16 protein-coding genes are annotated in these 18102 nt (G+C 45.9%); 7 read left to right on the top strand and 9 right to left on the bottom strand.

What is annotated here, in order from left to right:
* Positions 1-24: 24 nt before the first annotated feature.
* Positions 25-1176 (bottom strand): IS30 family transposase, encoded by a 1152-nt coding sequence (locus tag D0Y50_RS00185; protein ID WP_117318575.1) that lies wholly within the window; start codon positions 1174-1176, stop codon positions 25-27.
* On the bottom strand, positions 1151-1498 hold the full coding sequence (locus D0Y50_RS00180) for a transposase (protein WP_117314893.1): 348 nt from the start codon (positions 1496-1498) through the stop codon (positions 1151-1153). The genes D0Y50_RS00185 and D0Y50_RS00180 overlap by 26 nt, the downstream gene beginning before the upstream one ends.
* A gap of 183 nt (positions 1499-1681) precedes the next feature.
* On the opposite strand from D0Y50_RS00180, the gene D0Y50_RS00175 reads away from it, so the two are divergent.
* The 6 genes from D0Y50_RS00175 (at position 1682) to D0Y50_RS00150 (ending at position 10998) form a co-directional block, all read left to right on the top strand.
* Positions 1682-3289, top strand: a complete 1608-nt coding sequence (locus D0Y50_RS00175; RefSeq protein ID WP_117314891.1) for a type I restriction-modification system subunit M — start codon at positions 1682-1684, stop codon at positions 3287-3289.
* Positions 3286-4527 carry a restriction endonuclease subunit S gene (locus tag D0Y50_RS00170; protein ID WP_117314888.1) on the top strand — a complete coding sequence of 414 codons (1242 nt, stop codon included), beginning with the start codon at positions 3286-3288 and terminating at the stop codon, positions 4525-4527. The genes D0Y50_RS00175 and D0Y50_RS00170 overlap by 4 nt, the downstream gene beginning before the upstream one ends.
* 14 nt (positions 4528-4541) lie before the next feature.
* Positions 4542-5345: a hypothetical protein gene (locus D0Y50_RS00165; RefSeq protein WP_117314886.1), complete on the top strand. Its 804-nt coding sequence runs from the start codon at positions 4542-4544 to the stop codon at positions 5343-5345.
* On the top strand, positions 5342-5761 hold the full coding sequence (locus tag D0Y50_RS00160; RefSeq protein ID WP_117314884.1) for a nucleotidyltransferase substrate binding protein: 420 nt from the start codon (positions 5342-5344) through the stop codon (positions 5759-5761). Before D0Y50_RS00165 ends, D0Y50_RS00160 begins: the two co-directional genes overlap by 4 nt.
* Before the next feature lie 4 nt (positions 5762-5765).
* Complete coding sequence (locus D0Y50_RS00155) at positions 5766-9623, top strand: type I restriction endonuclease subunit R, EcoR124 family (RefSeq protein ID WP_117314882.1); 3858 nt, start codon at positions 5766-5768, stop codon at positions 9621-9623.
* Between the two features lie 475 nt (positions 9624-10098).
* Positions 10099-10998 carry a homocysteine S-methyltransferase family protein gene (locus D0Y50_RS00150; RefSeq protein ID WP_117314880.1) on the top strand — a complete coding sequence of 300 codons (900 nt, stop codon included), beginning with the start codon at positions 10099-10101 and terminating at the stop codon, positions 10996-10998.
* Positions 10999-11057: 59 nt separating this feature from the next.
* Here D0Y50_RS00150 and D0Y50_RS00145 read toward each other — a convergent pair whose 3' ends face one another.
* The 4 genes from D0Y50_RS00145 to D0Y50_RS00130 form a co-directional block, all read right to left on the bottom strand.
* Complete coding sequence (locus D0Y50_RS00145) at positions 11058-11615, bottom strand: DUF1439 domain-containing protein (RefSeq protein ID WP_117314878.1); 558 nt, start codon at positions 11613-11615, stop codon at positions 11058-11060.
* Positions 11616-11883: 268 nt separating this feature from the next.
* A complete protein-coding gene (locus D0Y50_RS00140) occupies positions 11884-12525 on the bottom strand; it encodes an OmpA family protein (protein WP_108568559.1) in 642 nt (213 codons plus the stop codon).
* A 199-nt stretch (positions 12526-12724) separates the two neighbouring features.
* A complete protein-coding gene (locus D0Y50_RS00135) occupies positions 12725-13921 on the bottom strand; it encodes an HD-GYP domain-containing protein (RefSeq protein WP_117314876.1) in 1197 nt (398 codons plus the stop codon).
* A gap of 64 nt (positions 13922-13985) precedes the next feature.
* Positions 13986-14330, bottom strand: a complete 345-nt coding sequence (locus D0Y50_RS00130) for an MGMT family protein (protein ID WP_108568561.1) — start codon at positions 14328-14330, stop codon at positions 13986-13988.
* A 33-nt stretch (positions 14331-14363) separates the two neighbouring features.
* Here D0Y50_RS00130 and D0Y50_RS00125 point away from each other — a divergent pair, with 33 nt between their 5' ends.
* The gene (locus D0Y50_RS00125; RefSeq protein WP_170145424.1) at positions 14364-14942 is read left to right on the top strand and encodes a tRNA-uridine aminocarboxypropyltransferase; all 579 of its coding nucleotides are present in this window, start codon (positions 14364-14366) and stop codon (positions 14940-14942) included.
* 51 nt (positions 14943-14993) lie between these two features.
* Here D0Y50_RS00125 and D0Y50_RS00120 read toward each other — a convergent pair whose 3' ends face one another.
* From D0Y50_RS00120 to atpD, 3 genes are all read right to left on the bottom strand, one after another.
* Positions 14994-15935 carry a hypothetical protein gene (locus D0Y50_RS00120; RefSeq protein WP_117314874.1) on the bottom strand — a complete coding sequence of 314 codons (942 nt, stop codon included), beginning with the start codon at positions 15933-15935 and terminating at the stop codon, positions 14994-14996.
* A 276-nt stretch (positions 15936-16211) separates the two neighbouring features.
* Entirely contained in the window at positions 16212-16628 is a 417-nt protein-coding gene (locus D0Y50_RS00115) for a F0F1 ATP synthase subunit epsilon (protein ID WP_108568564.1), read from the bottom strand.
* Between the two features lie 65 nt (positions 16629-16693).
* Positions 16694-18079 (bottom strand): F0F1 ATP synthase subunit beta, encoded by a 1386-nt coding sequence (gene atpD / locus D0Y50_RS00110; RefSeq protein WP_108568565.1) that lies wholly within the window; start codon positions 18077-18079, stop codon positions 16694-16696.
* Positions 18080-18102 lie beyond the last annotated feature (23 nt).

The raw sequence follows: 18102 nt of genomic DNA, 5'->3' as shown, positions 1-18102 counted from the left end.
CTTGCAAAGTACCTTGCTGTAAGTTCAAGTGAACATCGCAACACCCCTTTCAATCATGTGTGACGGTGTTTTAAATTTCAATGTTTTTCTTGGTCGTTCATTTAGTTGAGTTGCGACTTCACTGAGTCGTTCTTGTGAGTGCAATGATAGATCCGTCTTTTTAGGGAAGTATTGTCGAATAAGGCTATTAGTGTTTTCATTCGTACCTCGTTGCCATGGACATTGCGGATCGCAGAAGTAAACTGGCATGCCAAATTCAGCTGTTAAAACGCTATGTTTAGCCAGTTCCATTCCTCTATCCCAAGTAAGCGATTTGCGGTATTTAGAAGGCATTTTTTTAAACACCGCTAATAATGCCGTATTCACCGAATCAGCGTCTTTTCCTGCTAACTTCAAGATGATTGTGAAACGCGATTTCCGGTCTACCAATGTGGCAATATGAGTGTTTTTAGAGCCGGTTACTAAGTCGCCTTCCCAGTGGCCGAGGGAACGTCGATTATCGATATGTTTAGAGCGTTCGTGAATTGAAATGCCGTTAACTATATTGATGGAGCCTCTGTCACCTTTACGGCTATGAAAGCGACTGTGTCGCATAGGCCGTTTTCTTCGTAAATGCTCAGTCAACGAGTGATGAATGATATTCCTTGCCCTAACGTATAATGACTTATAAATGGTTTCGTGTGATACCTGCATTTTCTTACGCCGAGAATACTCGACACTTAACCAACCAGATATTTGCTCTGGCGACCACTTCAACTCTAGCTTCTCTATAACCAGCTTTCTCAGCTCAGGGTATTGTTCTAAGACACCAGGCTTTGGCCGCTTAGCCATTCGTTTTGCACGGTTATCAGCATCAACTGCTTTGTAATATCTACGCCCTCTATTTCTGGCGATTTCACGTGATATTGTCGAGGGAGAGCGACCTAGTTGTTTAGCTATCGCTCTAATGCTCATCTTTGCAGACAATGAAACGCGGATTTCCTCGCGTTCTGAAAGAGTTAAGTGGGAAATATTACGATGCCTTGATCTAGGTTTAATGCCACCATCTTCACGTAAAATTGTGAATACTGATCCCGGCTTTGCCTCAATGATACGGCCAATATCGCTGAACCCAGCGCCTTGCTTCCATAAATCGAAAACAAGTGTTTGCTCATCTTGAGTAAATGTACGTTTTATTCGCTTCATCCAAAGTCCTCATGCAAATCAGTATTTTAGTATAACTGTTGCATTGACCACTTGAATCTACAGCGGCCTTTTTTAGAATGTCTCTTTCCTCCGTCACCCGCTTGAGTTCAGACTCTAGCTGAGCGATACGGACAGAATCATCAGCGGACTTCTTCGGTTCAGATTTTTTATCCAACTGCTTTTGCCAGTTGTACAACGAATTACTTGAAATGCCGAGCCGCTCTGCCACGTCAGCGGCAGAATACCCGCGCTCTGTAATTTGCTTCACTGCTTCGACTTTAAACTCGTAGGTATACCGTTTGCCTTTGCTCATAAACACCTCTTTGTGAAGTTACATTGTAACTGTTAAAAGTGTCTAGCAAAGTCCGGGAAGTCCAGCTGATAGATTTTTTCTATAGCTCCACCCGCTCTAACTCCTTACAATAGTGTGATAAGTTGTAGTGTTATCAATCTTACTGATTTAAATACGTCACGCTGTTTTAAGGATGTTACCCTCATGACCGAAGACCATAAACGCCTGCTGAAGCAAAAGCTGTGGAACATTGCCGATGAGTTACGCGGTAAAATGAATGCGGACGGATTTCGCGACTACTGCCTAGGTTTTATCTTCTATAAATATTTATCTGAGCGCTTAGTCAAAGCTTGTAACGATATTCTGAAGGGGGAAGTAGAGTTTCCGTCCTATGAGCATTTGGATGAAGGGGACGAAGAGCATGCGGAGGTCATTGGCGAGCTACAAGATGAGATTACCGAAAGCCTTGGTTATTTCCTAAAACCTTCAGAGTTGTTTAGTACCCTTGCCGAGCGTGGTGCTCACATATCGGAGAAGGCAAAGAAAAGCGAAGACGACGATGTGGTTATCGATGCATTTATTTTAGGTGATTTGCAAGAAGTATTAAAAAATATTGAACGCTCCACCATGGGGACAGAAAGCGAAGACGACTTCGATCAGCTATTCGAAGAGCTGGACTTAAACGCCTCTCGCCTTGGACGTGATCCCGATGCGCGTAATGCGCTTATCGCTAAGATCATGTTTCACCTGAACAGCATTGATTTCAAGCTTTCCGACAGCACAAATGACGTGCTAGGCGACGCCTACGAATATTTGATTGGACAATTTGCAGCAGGGGCTGGAAAAAAAGCCGGTGAGTTCTACACGCCACAGAGTGTTTCGACGATTTTGGCTAAGCTAGTTACCCGTAATAAACAGCGATTACAGTCTGTATATGATCCAACCTGTGGTTCAGGGTCTTTACTCCTACGCGTTGCTAAAGAAGTGAACTACGTGAATCATTTTTACGGTCAAGAAATGAACCGCACCACTTTTAACTTGGCGCGTATGAATATGATCTTGCACGGAGTTAGTTACCGTAACTTCGACCTCAAACAAGACGACACCCTAGAAAGCCCGCAACATATCCATAAGAAGTTTGATGCTATCGTAGCCAATCCGCCCTTTTCTGCGAAATGGAGTGCGAAAAAGCACTTTGAAACCGATGACCGTTTTGCCCCTTATGGCAAATTGGCACCCAGCTCAAAAGCGGACTTTGCCTTTGTGCAACATATGCTGCATCACCTCAGTGACAATGGTACTTTAGCCGTCGTACTACCTCACGGAGTGCTTTTCCGTGGTGCGAGTGAAGGCCATATACGTCGCTATTTAATTGAAGAATGTAATTGGCTTGATGCGGTAATTGGCTTGCCCGCGAATATCTTTTACGGCACCAGCATTCCAACGTGTATTTTGGTCTTTAAAAAATGCCGCGAGAATCCAGACAATGTGCTGTTTATCGACGCCAGTCAACATTTTGAGAAGGCCAAAAATCAAAACGAGCTTAGGACTGAGCATATCAAAAAAATTATTGATACTTATCATACTCGTGTAAATGTTGATAAGTATGCCCAAGTCGCCCCCCTCGCTGAAATTGCGGAAAACGACTACAACCTCAATATTCCACGCTATGTGGACACTTTTGAAGAAGAAGAGCCTGTAAATTTAAGCACTGTCGTAAGCGAATTAAAGACCATTGAGAAGGAAATGGCCCCAATCGATGAACAGATTCGCCAATACTGCCAGGAGCTGGGTATCGAGGCCCCCGTATGAGTGAACAAAAGCGCGTACCGGAGTTACGGTTTCCAGAGTTCGACGGAAAATTGGAAAGTAAAACTCTGGGTGATTTCATGAGTTTCAAAAATGGAATCAATGCAGATAAAGGACAATATGGTCATGGAAGAAAGTTTATTAATGTCTTGGACATAATTGCAAAAAAGCCTATTTACCATGACAAAATTATTGGTTCAGTAAGCGTTTCTGACAAAGAGTTTGAAAAAAACGAAGTTAAATATGGAGACATACTATTTCAACGTAGTTCTGAAACGAGGGAAGAGGCAGGTCAATCTAATATTTATCTAGATAAACATAATACGGCAACTTTTGGCGGGTTTGTTATTAGGGGGCGACCAACGGTAAAGTTTAGTCCGTTGTACTTTGACGCGTTACTTAAAACCAGTACTTTAAGAAAAGAGATAACCACTAAAAGTGGCGGTAGTACGCGCTTTAATGTCGGACAAGATTCTTTAAGTGCTGTAAATGTTACGTTGACAACTGACTTTGAGGAACAGCAAAAAATCGCGAATTTCCTCTCTTCAGTGGATACTAAGCTTGCCAAGCTAGGCAGGAAAAAAGCACATTTGGAAGACTATAAACGCGGCTTAATGCAACAGATTTTTAGCCTGAAATTGCGTTTTAAACAGGATGATGGGAGTGAGTTTCCGAAGTGGGAAATAAAAACACTAAAAGACCTAGCGTATAGACAAACTAACAAAAATGTAGATGGCTCTGTTACAGATGTCTTTACGAACTCAGCTACTCGTGGAATTGTCCGACAGCAAGATTATTTCGATAAAAATATTGCGAATGCCGATAATCTAGAAGGGTATTATATAGTTCAGTCAGGTGACTATATTTACAACCCTAGAATATCTGTTCACGCGCCAGTCGGGCCAATAGGGAAAAACTACTTAGGCTTGGGGGTTATGTCTCCTCTATATAGTGTATTCAGATTTTATCAAGATGATGATCGCTTTTATGAGTTTTACTTCAATAGCAGTATGTGGCACCGCTACATGAAAATGGTAGCGAACTATGGTGCACGGCATGATCGAATGAACATTATCACAGAAGACTTTCTCGCAATGCCCCTGCCTGTACCTGATTATGCAGAGCAAAAAAAAATCGCTGATCTTCTATCCACATTCGATCAAAAAATTGAAGTGGTAGGAAAACAAATTGAGCAGTTAGAAGCCTTTAAAAAAGGGCTGTTACAGAAGTTGTTTGTATAAGGTTGTAACTTCTTATGGAAAAGACCAGAGTCTTTTTAAAGGCTAATAAAGACAGCTTTGAGTCCTACGGTTACTTTGACGATCACGATATTTATTATGAAGTGATTGAGCAAAAAATAACGTCTGATAATAGCATTGAGGCCTGTAAGGCTCTTATTGAAGGCGTCTGTAAAACGATTCTGACGCAGATGGATGCGAGAAACCCTAAGACGAGGCGGCGCTTTTTAGATCACGATCTTAAGGCTGTAGACAGCACGTTTCAAAAGATGAAAGGCAAGACTGGCGAAGATTTTCAGCCTCTATTTAAAAGTGCGGTAACCGTTTTGTCAGCTCATGTCGCTACGCTTGAGAAAGAAATAATCTTGGATGTTGGTAATGCATTTTGTAAGTCTCTCGGGCGACTACGTAATACTAGAGGTGATATATCCCATGGGCAAACATCGCCTAAGATAGTGAAGAGTAGTATAGAACTCGAAAAAATAGTTGTGTCTCTAACGGATGTTATCGTGATTTTTTTGTTAGAAGCTCTGTCCATAGCAGATTTCGACTCGCCGCATGAAGAGTACAGTTTTGCTGATCTCGTTAATGAGGCATTTTTACTGAAGGATTCAGAACAATTAGAAGACATTGATGAAGAAGAGCAGCTCCTTAGAGACTTTAATGATGACCTTGATTGGAGTAATCCCTTGCCAGGCAAAGCGAGATATAGTCTGGCTCTTTTTAATCAATACCCCGAGGATTATGAGGTCCAGTTTAGAGACTATTGCGACCAGCTCCAAAATGAAAATGCTGAAGCAAAACCAGAGAGTACAACATGAAACGAGATATTCGCTGGGTGCAGCGATTTGAAAACTTCAAGCGCTCCCTCAAGCAACTTGAAATGGCATTTGCTGTGATGGAACAGCGTGAATTAAACGAATTGGAGCAGCAAGGCGTAATCCAGGCCTTTGAATATAACTATGAGTTGGCGTGGAATACGATTAAAGACTTTTATCAGTATCAAGGGTTGGCGGATATTCAAGGCAGCCGTGATGCCTTTCGTATCGCAGCGAATCGCGGTTTAATTGAAAACGGCGAGGTGTGGATGGATATGATTAAAAAGCGTCAGTTAACGGTACATACCTACAACCGTGAAACCAGCGAACAAATATTAACTGCCATTATTGATGATTATTATCTGGCATTCGAAGCATTAAAAACCGCCTTAACCCGCCAATTAGAAGAGAAGCAGTAACCAAATGAAAAATACGGATGTGATGTACGGCTTGAAAAAGGATGAGCTGAGCCAGATAGTAGCGGTGTTTAAAAGCTTCCCTGCTATTACATCTGTGGTGCTTTATGGTTCTCGGGCAATGGGCAATTATCGTCCTGCTTCGGATATCGATATCACGCTTTACACCGCTAGCCATGCACCAAAGAACCTGCTTTTTCAGGTAATGGAGGCATTAGATAACTTAGAGCTCATTTACGGCTTTGATGTATCCCTGCATCAGCATATTGATAGTACATCATTGCTTGATCACATCCGCCGGGTTGGTGTTGAAATTTACAATGCACAGCAAGCCAGGTTAGTCGAGCAACTAAACCAGGAATTTGATGGTGAGGCAGATGACCCTGCCCAGGTACAATCTGAAGCTCAGATGGAAGAGAACCTTATTCTGCGTTTGACACAACTTGGTTATGCAAGTGTGTCTATCCGCAGTGGCAAGGAGATGAAAGCCAATTTAAAACGCCAGCTAGAGCTTCAAAACAAAGTCACTCTGACAGATGACGAGTTTGCTCAGGTTATTAATCACTTAAACAAAGGTGCTATTTTTCAGCGGGCAGAAACCTTACGCAAACGCTGCCATATTCATCGGGACGGTCAACCCGACATTTATCTACAATTCTTAAATACTGATTTCTGGTGCCAAAACCAATACCAGGTGACCAGCCAGGTGCGCCAGGAGAGTGGCCGCGCCAATCGCTATGACGTGACCTTGTTGGTCAATGGTCTTCCGTTGGTGCAAATCGAGTTAAAGCGCCGTGGTGTAGAGCTAAAAGAAGCCTTTAATCAAATCAACCGCTACCAGCGTGATAGCTTCTGGTCGGAAGACGGTCTGTTTAATTACGTTCAGCTTTTCGTGATTTCAAATGGTGTAAACACCAAGTACTTTGCCAACAATCGTAAATTAGACTACAAACAAACTTTCTTCTGGGCGGACGAAGACAATACCCTGATTACACGACTAGACAAGTTCGCCGATGCATTCTTAGAAAAGTGTCATGTGTCGAAGATGATTAGCAAATACCTGGTACTACATCAGTCCAACAAACTGCTGATGATTATGCGCCCTTATCAGGTGTATGCCGTTGAAAACCTGATGACCAAAGTGCGTCATTTTACGCCAGAAAAAGGCGATGAAAACAATGGTTATATCTGGCATACCACAGGTTCAGGTAAAACCTTAACCAGTTTCAAAGCCGCTCAGCTGATTTGTGAGCTAGGTGGCAAAGGCTACGTAGACAAAGTGTTGTTCGTTGTTGATCGCGCCGACTTGGATTATCAAACCTCTAAAGAGTTTAACCACTTTAGTGATGGTTGTGTTGACAGCACCGACAGTACTAAAGAGCTGGTCAGTCAGCTGTCAGGCAAGAATAAACTTATCGTCACCACCATCCAAAAGCTTAATGTAGCCGTTACCAAAACGAAGCATGAGAAAGCGCTTGAAAACCTAAAAGGTAAACGCGTGGTGTTGATATTTGATGAGTGTCATCGCTCCCAGTTTGGTGAATCACATGCCAATATCAAACGCTTTTTTGGCAACCATGCGCAGCTATTCGGTTTTACGGGTACCCCCATCAAAAAAGGCAACCACAATAACTACCGAACCACTGAACAGTTATTTGGCGAACCGTTGCATAAATACCTGATTACTAATGCCATTAATGATGAAAATGTGTTGAAGTTTTCGGTCGAATACTGGTCAGGACTTAAGGATGAATACGGTAATCCTATTGATGAAAGCGAGCTGAGAAAAAGTGACTGGGAAAGTGATCAACGCATTGCACGAGTGACGGATTGGATCATAGCGAACCATGATCGTAAAACGTATAACCGCTCCTACTCCGCAATGATGTGTGTCGGCAGTAAAGAAGCCTTGATCAAGTATTACGATAGCTTTGAAGCCAAACGCCAGGCCGGTCAGCATGATTTGCGTATAGCCACTATTTTTTCGTTTGCCGATAACGAGGCAGAAGACGATCAAAGCGGTGATCCAGGCACGCCCAGCTTTGATGTGTCCGACAGCAGCGGCAAGCACAAAGTGAGCAGAGATAAGCTGGAGCAATATGTAAAAGACTACAACACACGTTATAAAACCGCTCACAGCATCAGCGACAGCGTTAAATTTTATACCTACTACAAAGACATCGCTAAACGTATGAAAGAGCGCGAGCGCGATGATTTTGAGGACAAAGATCGCATCGACATTTTGTTGGTGGTGAATATGTTTTTAACAGGGTTTGATGCCAAAAAGCTGAATACCCTGTATGTGGATAAGAACCTTAAACACCACGGGCTGATTCAAGCCTTCTCCCGCACCAATCGTACCTTTGGCGATCAAAAAGCACAGGGCAATATTGTATGTTTCCGAAATCTGAAGGCGAATGTCGATGAAGCCATTACCATGTACTGCGATAGTAACGCTGAAGATCGCGTTTTACTTGAACCGTATGACTTCTACGTTAATGCGTTTAATGACAATGTCACCCGATTGCTCAAACTGGTGGCAACGCCTGATGATGTAAGTAAGTTGATTAGCGAAGACGCTCAGCTAGCGTTCGTTAAGGCGTTTCGCGAGTTGATGCGTGACGTGAACAAACTTAAGTCGTTTACTGAGTTCAACTGGAATGACTTAGCACTCAATGCACAAACGTTTGCCGATTTTGCGGGCAGTTATAAGGATCTCTATGATCGTCATCGCCAGCCGAAAGAGGGTGTACCTGATGAACTAACTACCATTGATTTTGAGCTTGAGTTGATTCAGCACGATGAAATCAATGTGGCTTACATCTTACGATTGCTTGGTGAGATCAAAGACGCAGAAGCGACACATGGACGAAGTACTGAGACCTATGCCCGTCGTGAAGAAGTGATGAAGCTGCTGGGCAGTGAGGTGCAGCTACGAGGCAAACGACATCTGATTGAGCGCTTTATCGATGATTACCTGCCTACCTTATCTGCCGAGCAGAGTGTCGAGCAAACTTTCGCAGCTTACTGGCAACAACAAAAGCGCTTCGCTATCCACGAGCTGTGTCAGGAAGAGAAGTTAGATAAAGCCGCGTTTTATCGGCTGTTAGACGAATACGCCTTTAGTGCAAAGCCGCCACTGCGAGAGCAGTTTCTTGACGCATTGCTTTACAAGCCCAAGCTGCTAGAACGAAAGAAAGTTTTCGAGCGTTTGTTGGCTAAATTTGAATCGCTGATTGACACCTACGAAAATCACACTGGCCTCATCGGCATTTCCGAGCCGCAACCAGACTACGACGATACATCACTGGAAACTGTTTCGCACTCTGTCGGTGACCGCATCATCTTCTTTAGTGATGAAGTTCAGCGCAGTACTCGAAGCCACCGATTGGTAACCTTCAATCTTTTTCTTGAACAAGGGTACAGTAAGCAACTGTCAACGTTGAAACACTATGATTTAGGTCACTCGCTTCTGGCCCATGGTGTGGTGAGTGATGATATTTTGAGCCAGTATTTAGCAATTACCGAGCGACTAAATCAGATTCTCGAAGACTATAATCTGCCAGTAATAAAATCCGTTAATGATGAAAAAGGCTTGTTTTGGACGTTAACGGAAGTGCGGGAAGGCAGCACCGTTTATGAATTTTTATTGCAGTACTGGGAGGCCACGGCAGTAGCTGGAGGTGGGATCGGTGCTTTCCTGGCATCTTACCCAAAAATTTCAGACGGGTTTAAACGCTTACGTGATGAGATAAAGAACTTCTGCACGAAAAAACAACCGGAAGATGTGCCTTCGATGATCATTTCAGAAAACGTAGAGCAAGCATTTAAGCAAGCTAAAGCCGAGCGTGACGAACATCTGTGAGGTATACACAGAGCTTACCTTTTACGTCTGGGGCTTTTCTGGCGGGAATAAGTTAAAAGTTAAGGAGGAAGTCACAGAAAAGAAGCACGCTTATCGCGAGCACAGCTTGGATTGGAATTTAATGCCACCTCCTTTTTATTGCCAATCGAGATGAAATATTTAATGTCCGGGAAATGGTTAGGCTAAAGGTAAGTTTTGCCAAGAGTAGTAAGGCACACCCTGCTATCTGGTGTCAAAAATGGTTACAAAAATCAATAATCCAAAAAAATGTCAATAATAATCAAAATGATAGGGTAAAGAAATTATACAGATCCAGAATATTGAGTAACTGACTTTCTCTGTGCTTTACCAGCCTCGCCTTTGCGAGGCTTTTTTATGACTTATAAATAAATGTTTTAGTGTAAACATTTTCCTTCGCTACCTATATGCTCTACCGTGCGTACCTAGGATACAGTAGATAACCAGCCAAGATATAATGAACCAGATTACTCTTCTAGATGGCGGCATGGGTCGCGAATTAAAGCGCTCTGGCGCACCGTTTGATCATCCTTACTGGAGCGCTCAGGCGTTATGGGAAGCACCGGAGGCGGTGGAGCAGGCGCATTGCAGGTTTATCGAAGCCGGCGCGCAGATTATTACCGTTAACAGTTATGCCTGTGTGCCCTTTCATTTGGGTCAGGCTATGTATGCAGAGCGCGGCGCCCAGCTAGCCACTGAAGCGGCCAAAATAGCCCAGGCGGCGGCTGCAAAGTATCCTACCTCGCCGGTTAAAATAGCCGGCTGTTTACCGCCGCCGATGGGCAGTTACCGGCCGGATTTGTTTGATGCCCCCGCCGCGCTTACTATCTATCAGGAGCTGCTTGCCGCCCAAGACCCATGGTGTGATCTATTCATCGTAGAAACCCTGGCCAGTCTGGAAGAATTAAAAGTGGTACAGATAGCAGCGCGCGCTACAGATAAGCCGGTACACTATGCTTTTTCGCTGGATGATAACCTGAATGATGGAGCCCGTTTACGGTCCGGGCAGTCAGTCGCGTCGGCCGTAGCATTAGTTTGTGCAGATAGGCATGCTGCCGGCATCGCCCTCAACTGTTCTATTCCCGAAGTTATGGCACATGCTTTACAAGAAGCGTATTCAATACTTACCCGTGAACAACGTAAACTGACGTTGGGGGTATATGCGAATAATTTCCGGCCCATTCCCAACGACTATGCGGCCAACTCACAGTCGCAACCCATGCGTGAGCTCTCGCCTGAGGATTATCTGGAGTTTGTGAAGCAATGGGTAGCAACAGGGGCTTCGCTGGTGGGTGGGTGCTGCGGGATAGGGCCTGAACACATTCAGGCGCTGTCTCAATGGCAAGCTACCGCGTAGCCCTGCGTGCTTATTGCCCCGGATAAATATACGTGTGCGTTTCGGGGCAATAAGTTGGGTCAGGATTTCGGCTTCAGGGTTAGCCGGTCTGGCTGGATGCTTAGCTCCAACGGAACATTAGATAGCATACTGATGGCGGCGTTGGTGGTATCGAGCTCATACACCGGATGCGTCGTCAGATAGCCATTGAGCAGGGACATAAACTCGCCACTTACCGGCGCAAGGTTGCCCCGATAACCCCCAGCATCCACAGTACTGTCCAGTAGTTTCAAAGAACGCAGAAATACCGCTTTTTTCTCGCTGTCATAATAAGGTACGCCTTCGAGTTGCAAGTTCACCTTGGCGGGGTATTCAAAACCAAATGCGCTTACTGTTGCGGTCGCGGCTGCCCCTAGCTGGATAATTTCGCGGCCTTCAGGACCTATATCAACGCTCATATCGTCGATGGATAACAGCAAAGGGATGCCCGCCACGGTGGCTTTATCCTGCAATTTAGTAAGCTGTTCATCCAACAGTGATTCCAACTCACTTTGCGACACGGAATAGGCCGACAGTTGCGACAATGTCGCACAGCCGCTCAGTAACAACGCATACAGCGCAAAAAACCAATATCTCATTGATGACCCTAATTAACTGATGTGACCCGCCCAGTGTACTCTGCGCCCCCATAGAATGCGACTTTATAATACCCGTCACCGGCTATCGAAAAACAGCCCCCGCTTGACTCTGTTACCAGAGCGCCTATCAATTGATAAGGCGTTCACTGCACTACAGTTGTACTTTTCCGCTACCCCGGTAACTTACGCTGCATCAACCCTATCGTTTTACCACCAAAAACAGCCCCGTAGGGCTGTAATTTGTACATCTGCAAACGGGCAGTGGTTATCAGGTATTGTCTTTCGTAAGCGGCTGAATTTCCAGCTCTACCCGGCGGTTCATCTGGCGGTTCTGCGCGCTGGTATTGGGCACCTTAGGCTGGTACTCCCCCATCCCCACTGTAGAGATACGCTTAGTGTTAACATTAAATGTGGTCAGCAAATTTTTAACCGACTGGGCACGACGTTCTGATAAGGTCTGATTGTATTGCTCAGATCCTGTATCGTCGGTATGGCCTTTAATCAGCAAGACGGTCTTTTCGTATTCATTCACCACCGTGGCTACATCGTTCAGGATGGGGTTAAAGTCAGAACTGATGGATGCGCTATCGGTAGCAAAAGTAATATCGCCGGGCATGATTAATTTCAGGTTATCACCTTCACGCACCACCTGAATGCCGGTATCCGCCAGTTCTTTGCGTAATGCTTCTTCCTGGCGATCCATATAGTTACCTATCGCGCCACCAGCGATAGCACCTACTGCCGCGCCCCAGGCATAACGACTTTTGTCGTTATCGCCAGTGGCTTTACCCAGCAATGCACCTACCACTGCACCAATAGCCGCGCCTTTTTGCGTATTAGACGGATCATTAGCACAACCAGCAACCGAAACAGCCATGGCAACAACGCCGGCGATAAGAGTCTTTTTCATAACATCCTCAATATTGTCAAATAATACAATGGGCCAAGATCAAAGGGTATTCACTCCCCGGGCCCACTCGAAACGTAAAGTGAAAAGTCTGCAAAAGCTATTCCACCCATCTGGGCGATACAGTAACAGAGTACCCAACCTAACCTGAACCCAGCCTAAACACCTCGCTTGAATGCAATTTGTTGCGGTCTTGCAACACTTACAAAGCAATTGAGCGCTCAAAGAAACTATTAAAATCAATTTTATATTCACTGGCTAAGACAGACGATTCTATGGTTATACGTTTATCGCAGGCTAGATCGATATCTTTGGGCTCCAAGAAATGCCCACCTTTTACTGAATAAAAGACTTTTACTACCGGGGTAAGGGGAGAGTCGTTCTGTTGCAGTACCATAGCTAGTTTATCGGTGGACAGTCTGACAAGGCTACCTACCGGATAAACCCCCATGCACTTTATAAATTGCTGTACTAACCCGCTGTCTAAACGCTCAGGGGCATCCTGTAGCAGGATTTTCATGGCTTTTTGGCTGGGCATACCCGCTTTATAGCAACGGTCTGCCGTGAGCGCATCGTACATATCAGCAATAGCCAGCATTCGCCCTTCTTGTGAGATATCCTGCCCGCCGATACCTGCCGGGTAGCCTTTGCCATCCAGCCGTTCGTGGTGCTCACTGACGACGCGAATTAACGCACTGTCGATACGGGCCGCATGCAATGCATCCACGCCAAACTCAACATGGCGTTTCATCACAGCCATTTCCGGGTCGGTAAGCCGTCCCAGCTTGTGGAGAATATTGTCCGGGATGCGTATTTTACCCATATCGTGTAAAAAGCCGGCATACGCCAAATCACTTACCTGCTGCTCATCCATTCCTACAAACTGACCAAAGTTGGCCAATAAAATAGCGACGTTTAATGAATGCTCTAGTAGGTAATCATCCTTTTCACGAATTTTTGTCAGGCACAACAAGGCATCTGGGTTGCGGTCGATAGACTCCACCAGTTTATGCGAGAACGCCCGCGGGATTTTGTCGTCAAACGGCAAGCCCTTTTGAACGGACTCCAGTAACGACTTCTGAATTTCTTTACCCTGAGCATGTAATTGTTCAGCGCGTTGTATTTCACGAAAAAAAGGAACCTTGGCTTTTTTTTCAGCCCTGGCTTCTTCCGGGTCTTCAGCGTTCGGCGTATCAGGTGGGGCTACAGTAAACGCCCGGTTAGGATCGATAACCAGTTTTTTAACCCCGCGCGCGCGTAGCACATCAACTACTTTTTGCGAGGTAACCTTACCTTCTGACTTAATTTTTACCCCGCCGGATTGTCCCACAATCTGGCTAACAAACATCCCTGGAACCAGCTGGTCTATAGTAATGGTTTTAAGTGAATTTCCGTTCATAACACCCTACGACTTAACATTAATCAGTGAAAAGGTTGATGGCTTTTCACGGTAAACAACGGTTTTACGATGACAGCTCGTGTAGCAACGTGTGCAATTCAGGCCGCCAGCCATATTGTTTAATACGTACCCGGTTACCGGTTATCTCTACCCCTTCCAATAGCAGTTTTTCGCGCTGTTCACAGGCTTTTTGTGAACCCGGCGGAAAAGCTATCTGGCCGTTTGCCCGCACAATTCGGTGCCATGGAATAACCGATCCTGCTGGCGGATAACCCAGCGCTTTGCCCACTAGCCTGGCACGACCTGGCAATCCGGCCAGGTCGGCTATCTGTCCATAAGCGGCGACTTTGCCAGAGGGCACCAGCCTGACTACCGCAAAAATTTGATGGTAGCGGTTACAATTGGGCATAATGTTTATCTGCCAAGTATAGCGAAAGAATCAATGCGTAGTTATTGTAGCCAATGCGGCTTTCCTCAAGCCACCTGCCTGTGCCAGCATCTCAGCTCGATTATCAGCCCGGTAGAGCTGGTGATACTTCAACATAGTAAAGAGGCTACGCATGCTAAAAATACGGCTCGGTTAGTTAGCTTATGTGTTGAGAAAACCACTGTCTATAGCGGTATTCATACCTATGACTTTAATACGGCACAAACCCATATCGAACAGTCGGCGGCGGGTTTGGTGTACCCAGGGGAAAACAGCCAGCCAATAGAAAGTACTGCTTTTAGCGACCACCCGCCCCCGTTATTGATTTTGCTGGACGGTTCCTGGTCGCAGGCCTACGGCTTGTACCAGCGACTAAGCTGGCTACATCACCTTCCGCAATGGCACTTCAACCATGCCCCGCCGTCTGCTTACCGTATCAGACATACCGCCAGGGGATATAGCCTCTCCACGCTTGAGGCTGCCGCCTATGCCTTGCAAGTTGGCTACGGCGTCGATAGCCGGCCCTTGCATCAACTGCAACAAGCTATGCAAGAGCAGTGGCGCGGGCCAGTGGCGCACCAACGGGGTAAATAAGCATATTGGCTTGGCAAAGCCCGGTTAGGTGAGGTTTACCGGCCCAGACTGTTAATGACTGCTCAGCAGCCACAGTAACGGTAAAACCGTACACCAGATTAATAATAGAGCAATAAGTCGGGAAGATACAGGATTGGCCTGAAAGCTTGCAATGAGCACCTTTTCGTTCTGTAACCGGGTAATAGCATGTTCCAATGCATCTTTTCGATATTTGGACTGGCGCCCCAGGAAATACAGTTTTTTATCTATACGCTCAATCGCCTGGAGCTGAAATGCTCGGGCTTTCTGCGCGGCGCCCCACAGCACATTCAACGCAAATAGCACCATCAACCCTAAGCTAATGCTAACTGCCATGCCTATCCATTCATGCTCAGCGCCAGCCAGCCCGGTAACCGGTAGCAATAACAAAATAGCTAAAGCAGTAAACAGAACGTAGCGTACTACACCGGTCACTTTTTGTTGGCGCTTAATAGCCTCTATAGAATCGGGCAGACGGGTAAGAAAATGGCGGCGAAGAAAACGTGGCAAGCTTACCCCCTGAATAAAGTACAGCCAGCCAAAAAACCAAAATGTGGTGGTAATAATCAATTGATACCACTGAGCCAGTGAGTTGGGCGCATGAGCCTCGCGCAGCCAGAGCACACAGGCTACCGCCAGCGTCACCGAAAGCACAGCCTGATTACGCAGCCTTACGCGTGCTCGTTTACGATAAAATGCGAAATGGCTTAAACTATTTTCATCCAGTAAATAGGCAAGCATCGCACTATTGGCGCGCCGATGCATCAACCTCAGGGCGGCCCAAAAGCAGGCGCTGAAAACGGTTAAAATACTGGTGATATTCACCACGGCCGTAAACTGCTGATGCAGCAACACAGAGACGTCAAAGGCTGCCAGCAATAAAAATTGCAGCACCAGCGCGCCAGCAGCGTAGCATATAGGTGTTATCCACACCTGCGAACGAGCAGCGGTAGTTGATTGTAAGCTGATGGTCATAGGGCCTTTTCCATATTATTGGTCAAAGTCCTTTAACACTGTTGTGATGGCTGCGCTTAGGCAGTTATTATAATTTATCTGGCCCTCGGGGGAGCCTTTTCGCGATAGTGTACTTATTCAGCACTCAGGTGCAATAGATTTTAGCTATCTTTTTAGCTATAGCCTGCTATAGGTCTAACAGACGGGAAACAGGGCACCGCGTGAGCTACCAGCGGCTTTATTGCAGGCATAAAAAAACCCGGTAATGACCGGGTTTTTACCATCTATTGTGCTGCCTTACTTACGCAGTTTTTGAATTAATCGCAATTGAGCGATTGCTTCTGCCAGCTCCTGAGCGGCTTCTGCATAGTCAAAGTCAGCGCCTGGATTGGCGATGTGCTCTTCGGCACGACGTTTTGCCTCTTCAGCGGCCTGTTCGTCCAAATCTTCTGCACGAACGGCGGTGTCAGCCAGAACGGTAACATTGCCAGGCTGTACTTCAAGCACGCCGCCCGCAACATATATCATTTCTTCTTCACCGTGCTGTTTAACTAAACGCACCATACCAGGTTTAATCGCAGTAATCAGTGGCGCGTGTCCTGGGTGGATACCCAGTTCACCTTCGCTGCCGGTCACCTGTAGTGTTTCAACACGGCCAGAAAAAATCTTTTGTTCCGCGCTTACTACATCCAGATGAACTGTCATAGCTGCCATATAAACCTCCTAAAGTAGGTAGTCAACGTACTATTGGGCAACCTGTTACCAGGTTGCCTATACGCTTACGCTTTCTTGGCTTTCTCTACGGCTTCTTCAATAGAACCAACCATATAGAAGGCTTGTTCAGGAAGATCGTCATATTCGCCATCCAGAATCGCTTTAAAGCCACCAATGGTGTCTTTTAACGAAACGTATTTGCCCGGCGCGCCGGTAAATACTTCTGCTACGAAGAAAGGCTGAGACAGGAAGCGTTGAATTTTACGTGCACGGGTAACTACCAGCTTGTCTTCTTCAGACAGCTCGTCCATACCCAGAATCGCGATGATATCTTTTAGCTCTTTATAACGCTGTAACACGGTTTGAACACCACGTGCTACGTCATAATGTTGCTGACCAATAACCAACGGATCCAGCTGACGAGATGTTGAGTCCAAAGGATCTACCGCAGGGTAAATACCTAAAGAGGCAATATCACGCGACAATACAACCGTTGCATCCAAGTGAGCAAAGGTGGTGGCCGGTGACGGGTCAGTCAAGTCATCTGCCGGTACATATACCGCCTGGATAGAGGTGATTGAACCCGTTTTGGTTGAAGCGATACGTTCTTGCAGAACACCCATTTCTTCAGCCAGTGTAGGCTGGTAACCTACCGCTGAAGGCATACGACCCAACAGAGCCGATACTTCGGTTCCGGCAAGCGTATAACGGTAGATGTTATCTACGAAGAACAGTACATCACGGCCTTCGTCACGGAATTTCTCGGCCATAGTAAGACCGGTCAATGCAACACGCAAACGGTTACCCGGTGGCTCGTTCATCTGACCGTATACCAGCGATACTTTATCCAGTACGTTTGATTCGTTCATCTCATGATAGAAGTCGTTACCTTCACGGGTACGCTCACCTACACCAGCGAATACAGAGAAACCACTGTGCTCGATAGCGATGTTACGGATAAGCTCCATCATGTTTACAGTTTTACCTACACCGGCACCACCGAACAAACCAACTTTACCACCTTTGGCAAACGGGCATACCAGGTCGATTACCTTGATACCTGTTTCCAACAGTTCTATCGAGGTAGACTGTTCTTCGTAGCTTGGCGCTGCGCGGTGAATAGACATACGCTCTTCTTCACCAATAGGGCCAGCTTCATCAATAGGGTTACCTAATACGTCCATGATACGGCCCAAAGTGGCAGTACCAACAGGAACAGAAATAGGATGACCGGTGTTATCCACTGCCAGTCCACGTTGCAGACCATCGGTAGAACCCAGAGCGATGGTACGTACAATACCGCCGCCTAGCTGCTGTTGCACTTCCAGCGTTAGGCCAGATAAGTCACCTTGGGTGACTCGTAGTGCGTCGTATACACTTGGTACCGCATCTTGTGGAAATTCAATATCCACAACGGCGCCAATGATTTGGACGACCTTACCTTGACTCATAATTTGTCCTCGTTATCTTTTCT

Source organism: Salinimonas sediminis (assembly GCF_003429285.1).
GTDB lineage: Bacteria > Pseudomonadota > Gammaproteobacteria > Enterobacterales > Alteromonadaceae > Alteromonas > Alteromonas indica.
This window is presented reverse-complemented; position numbering and strand designations above follow the sequence as displayed.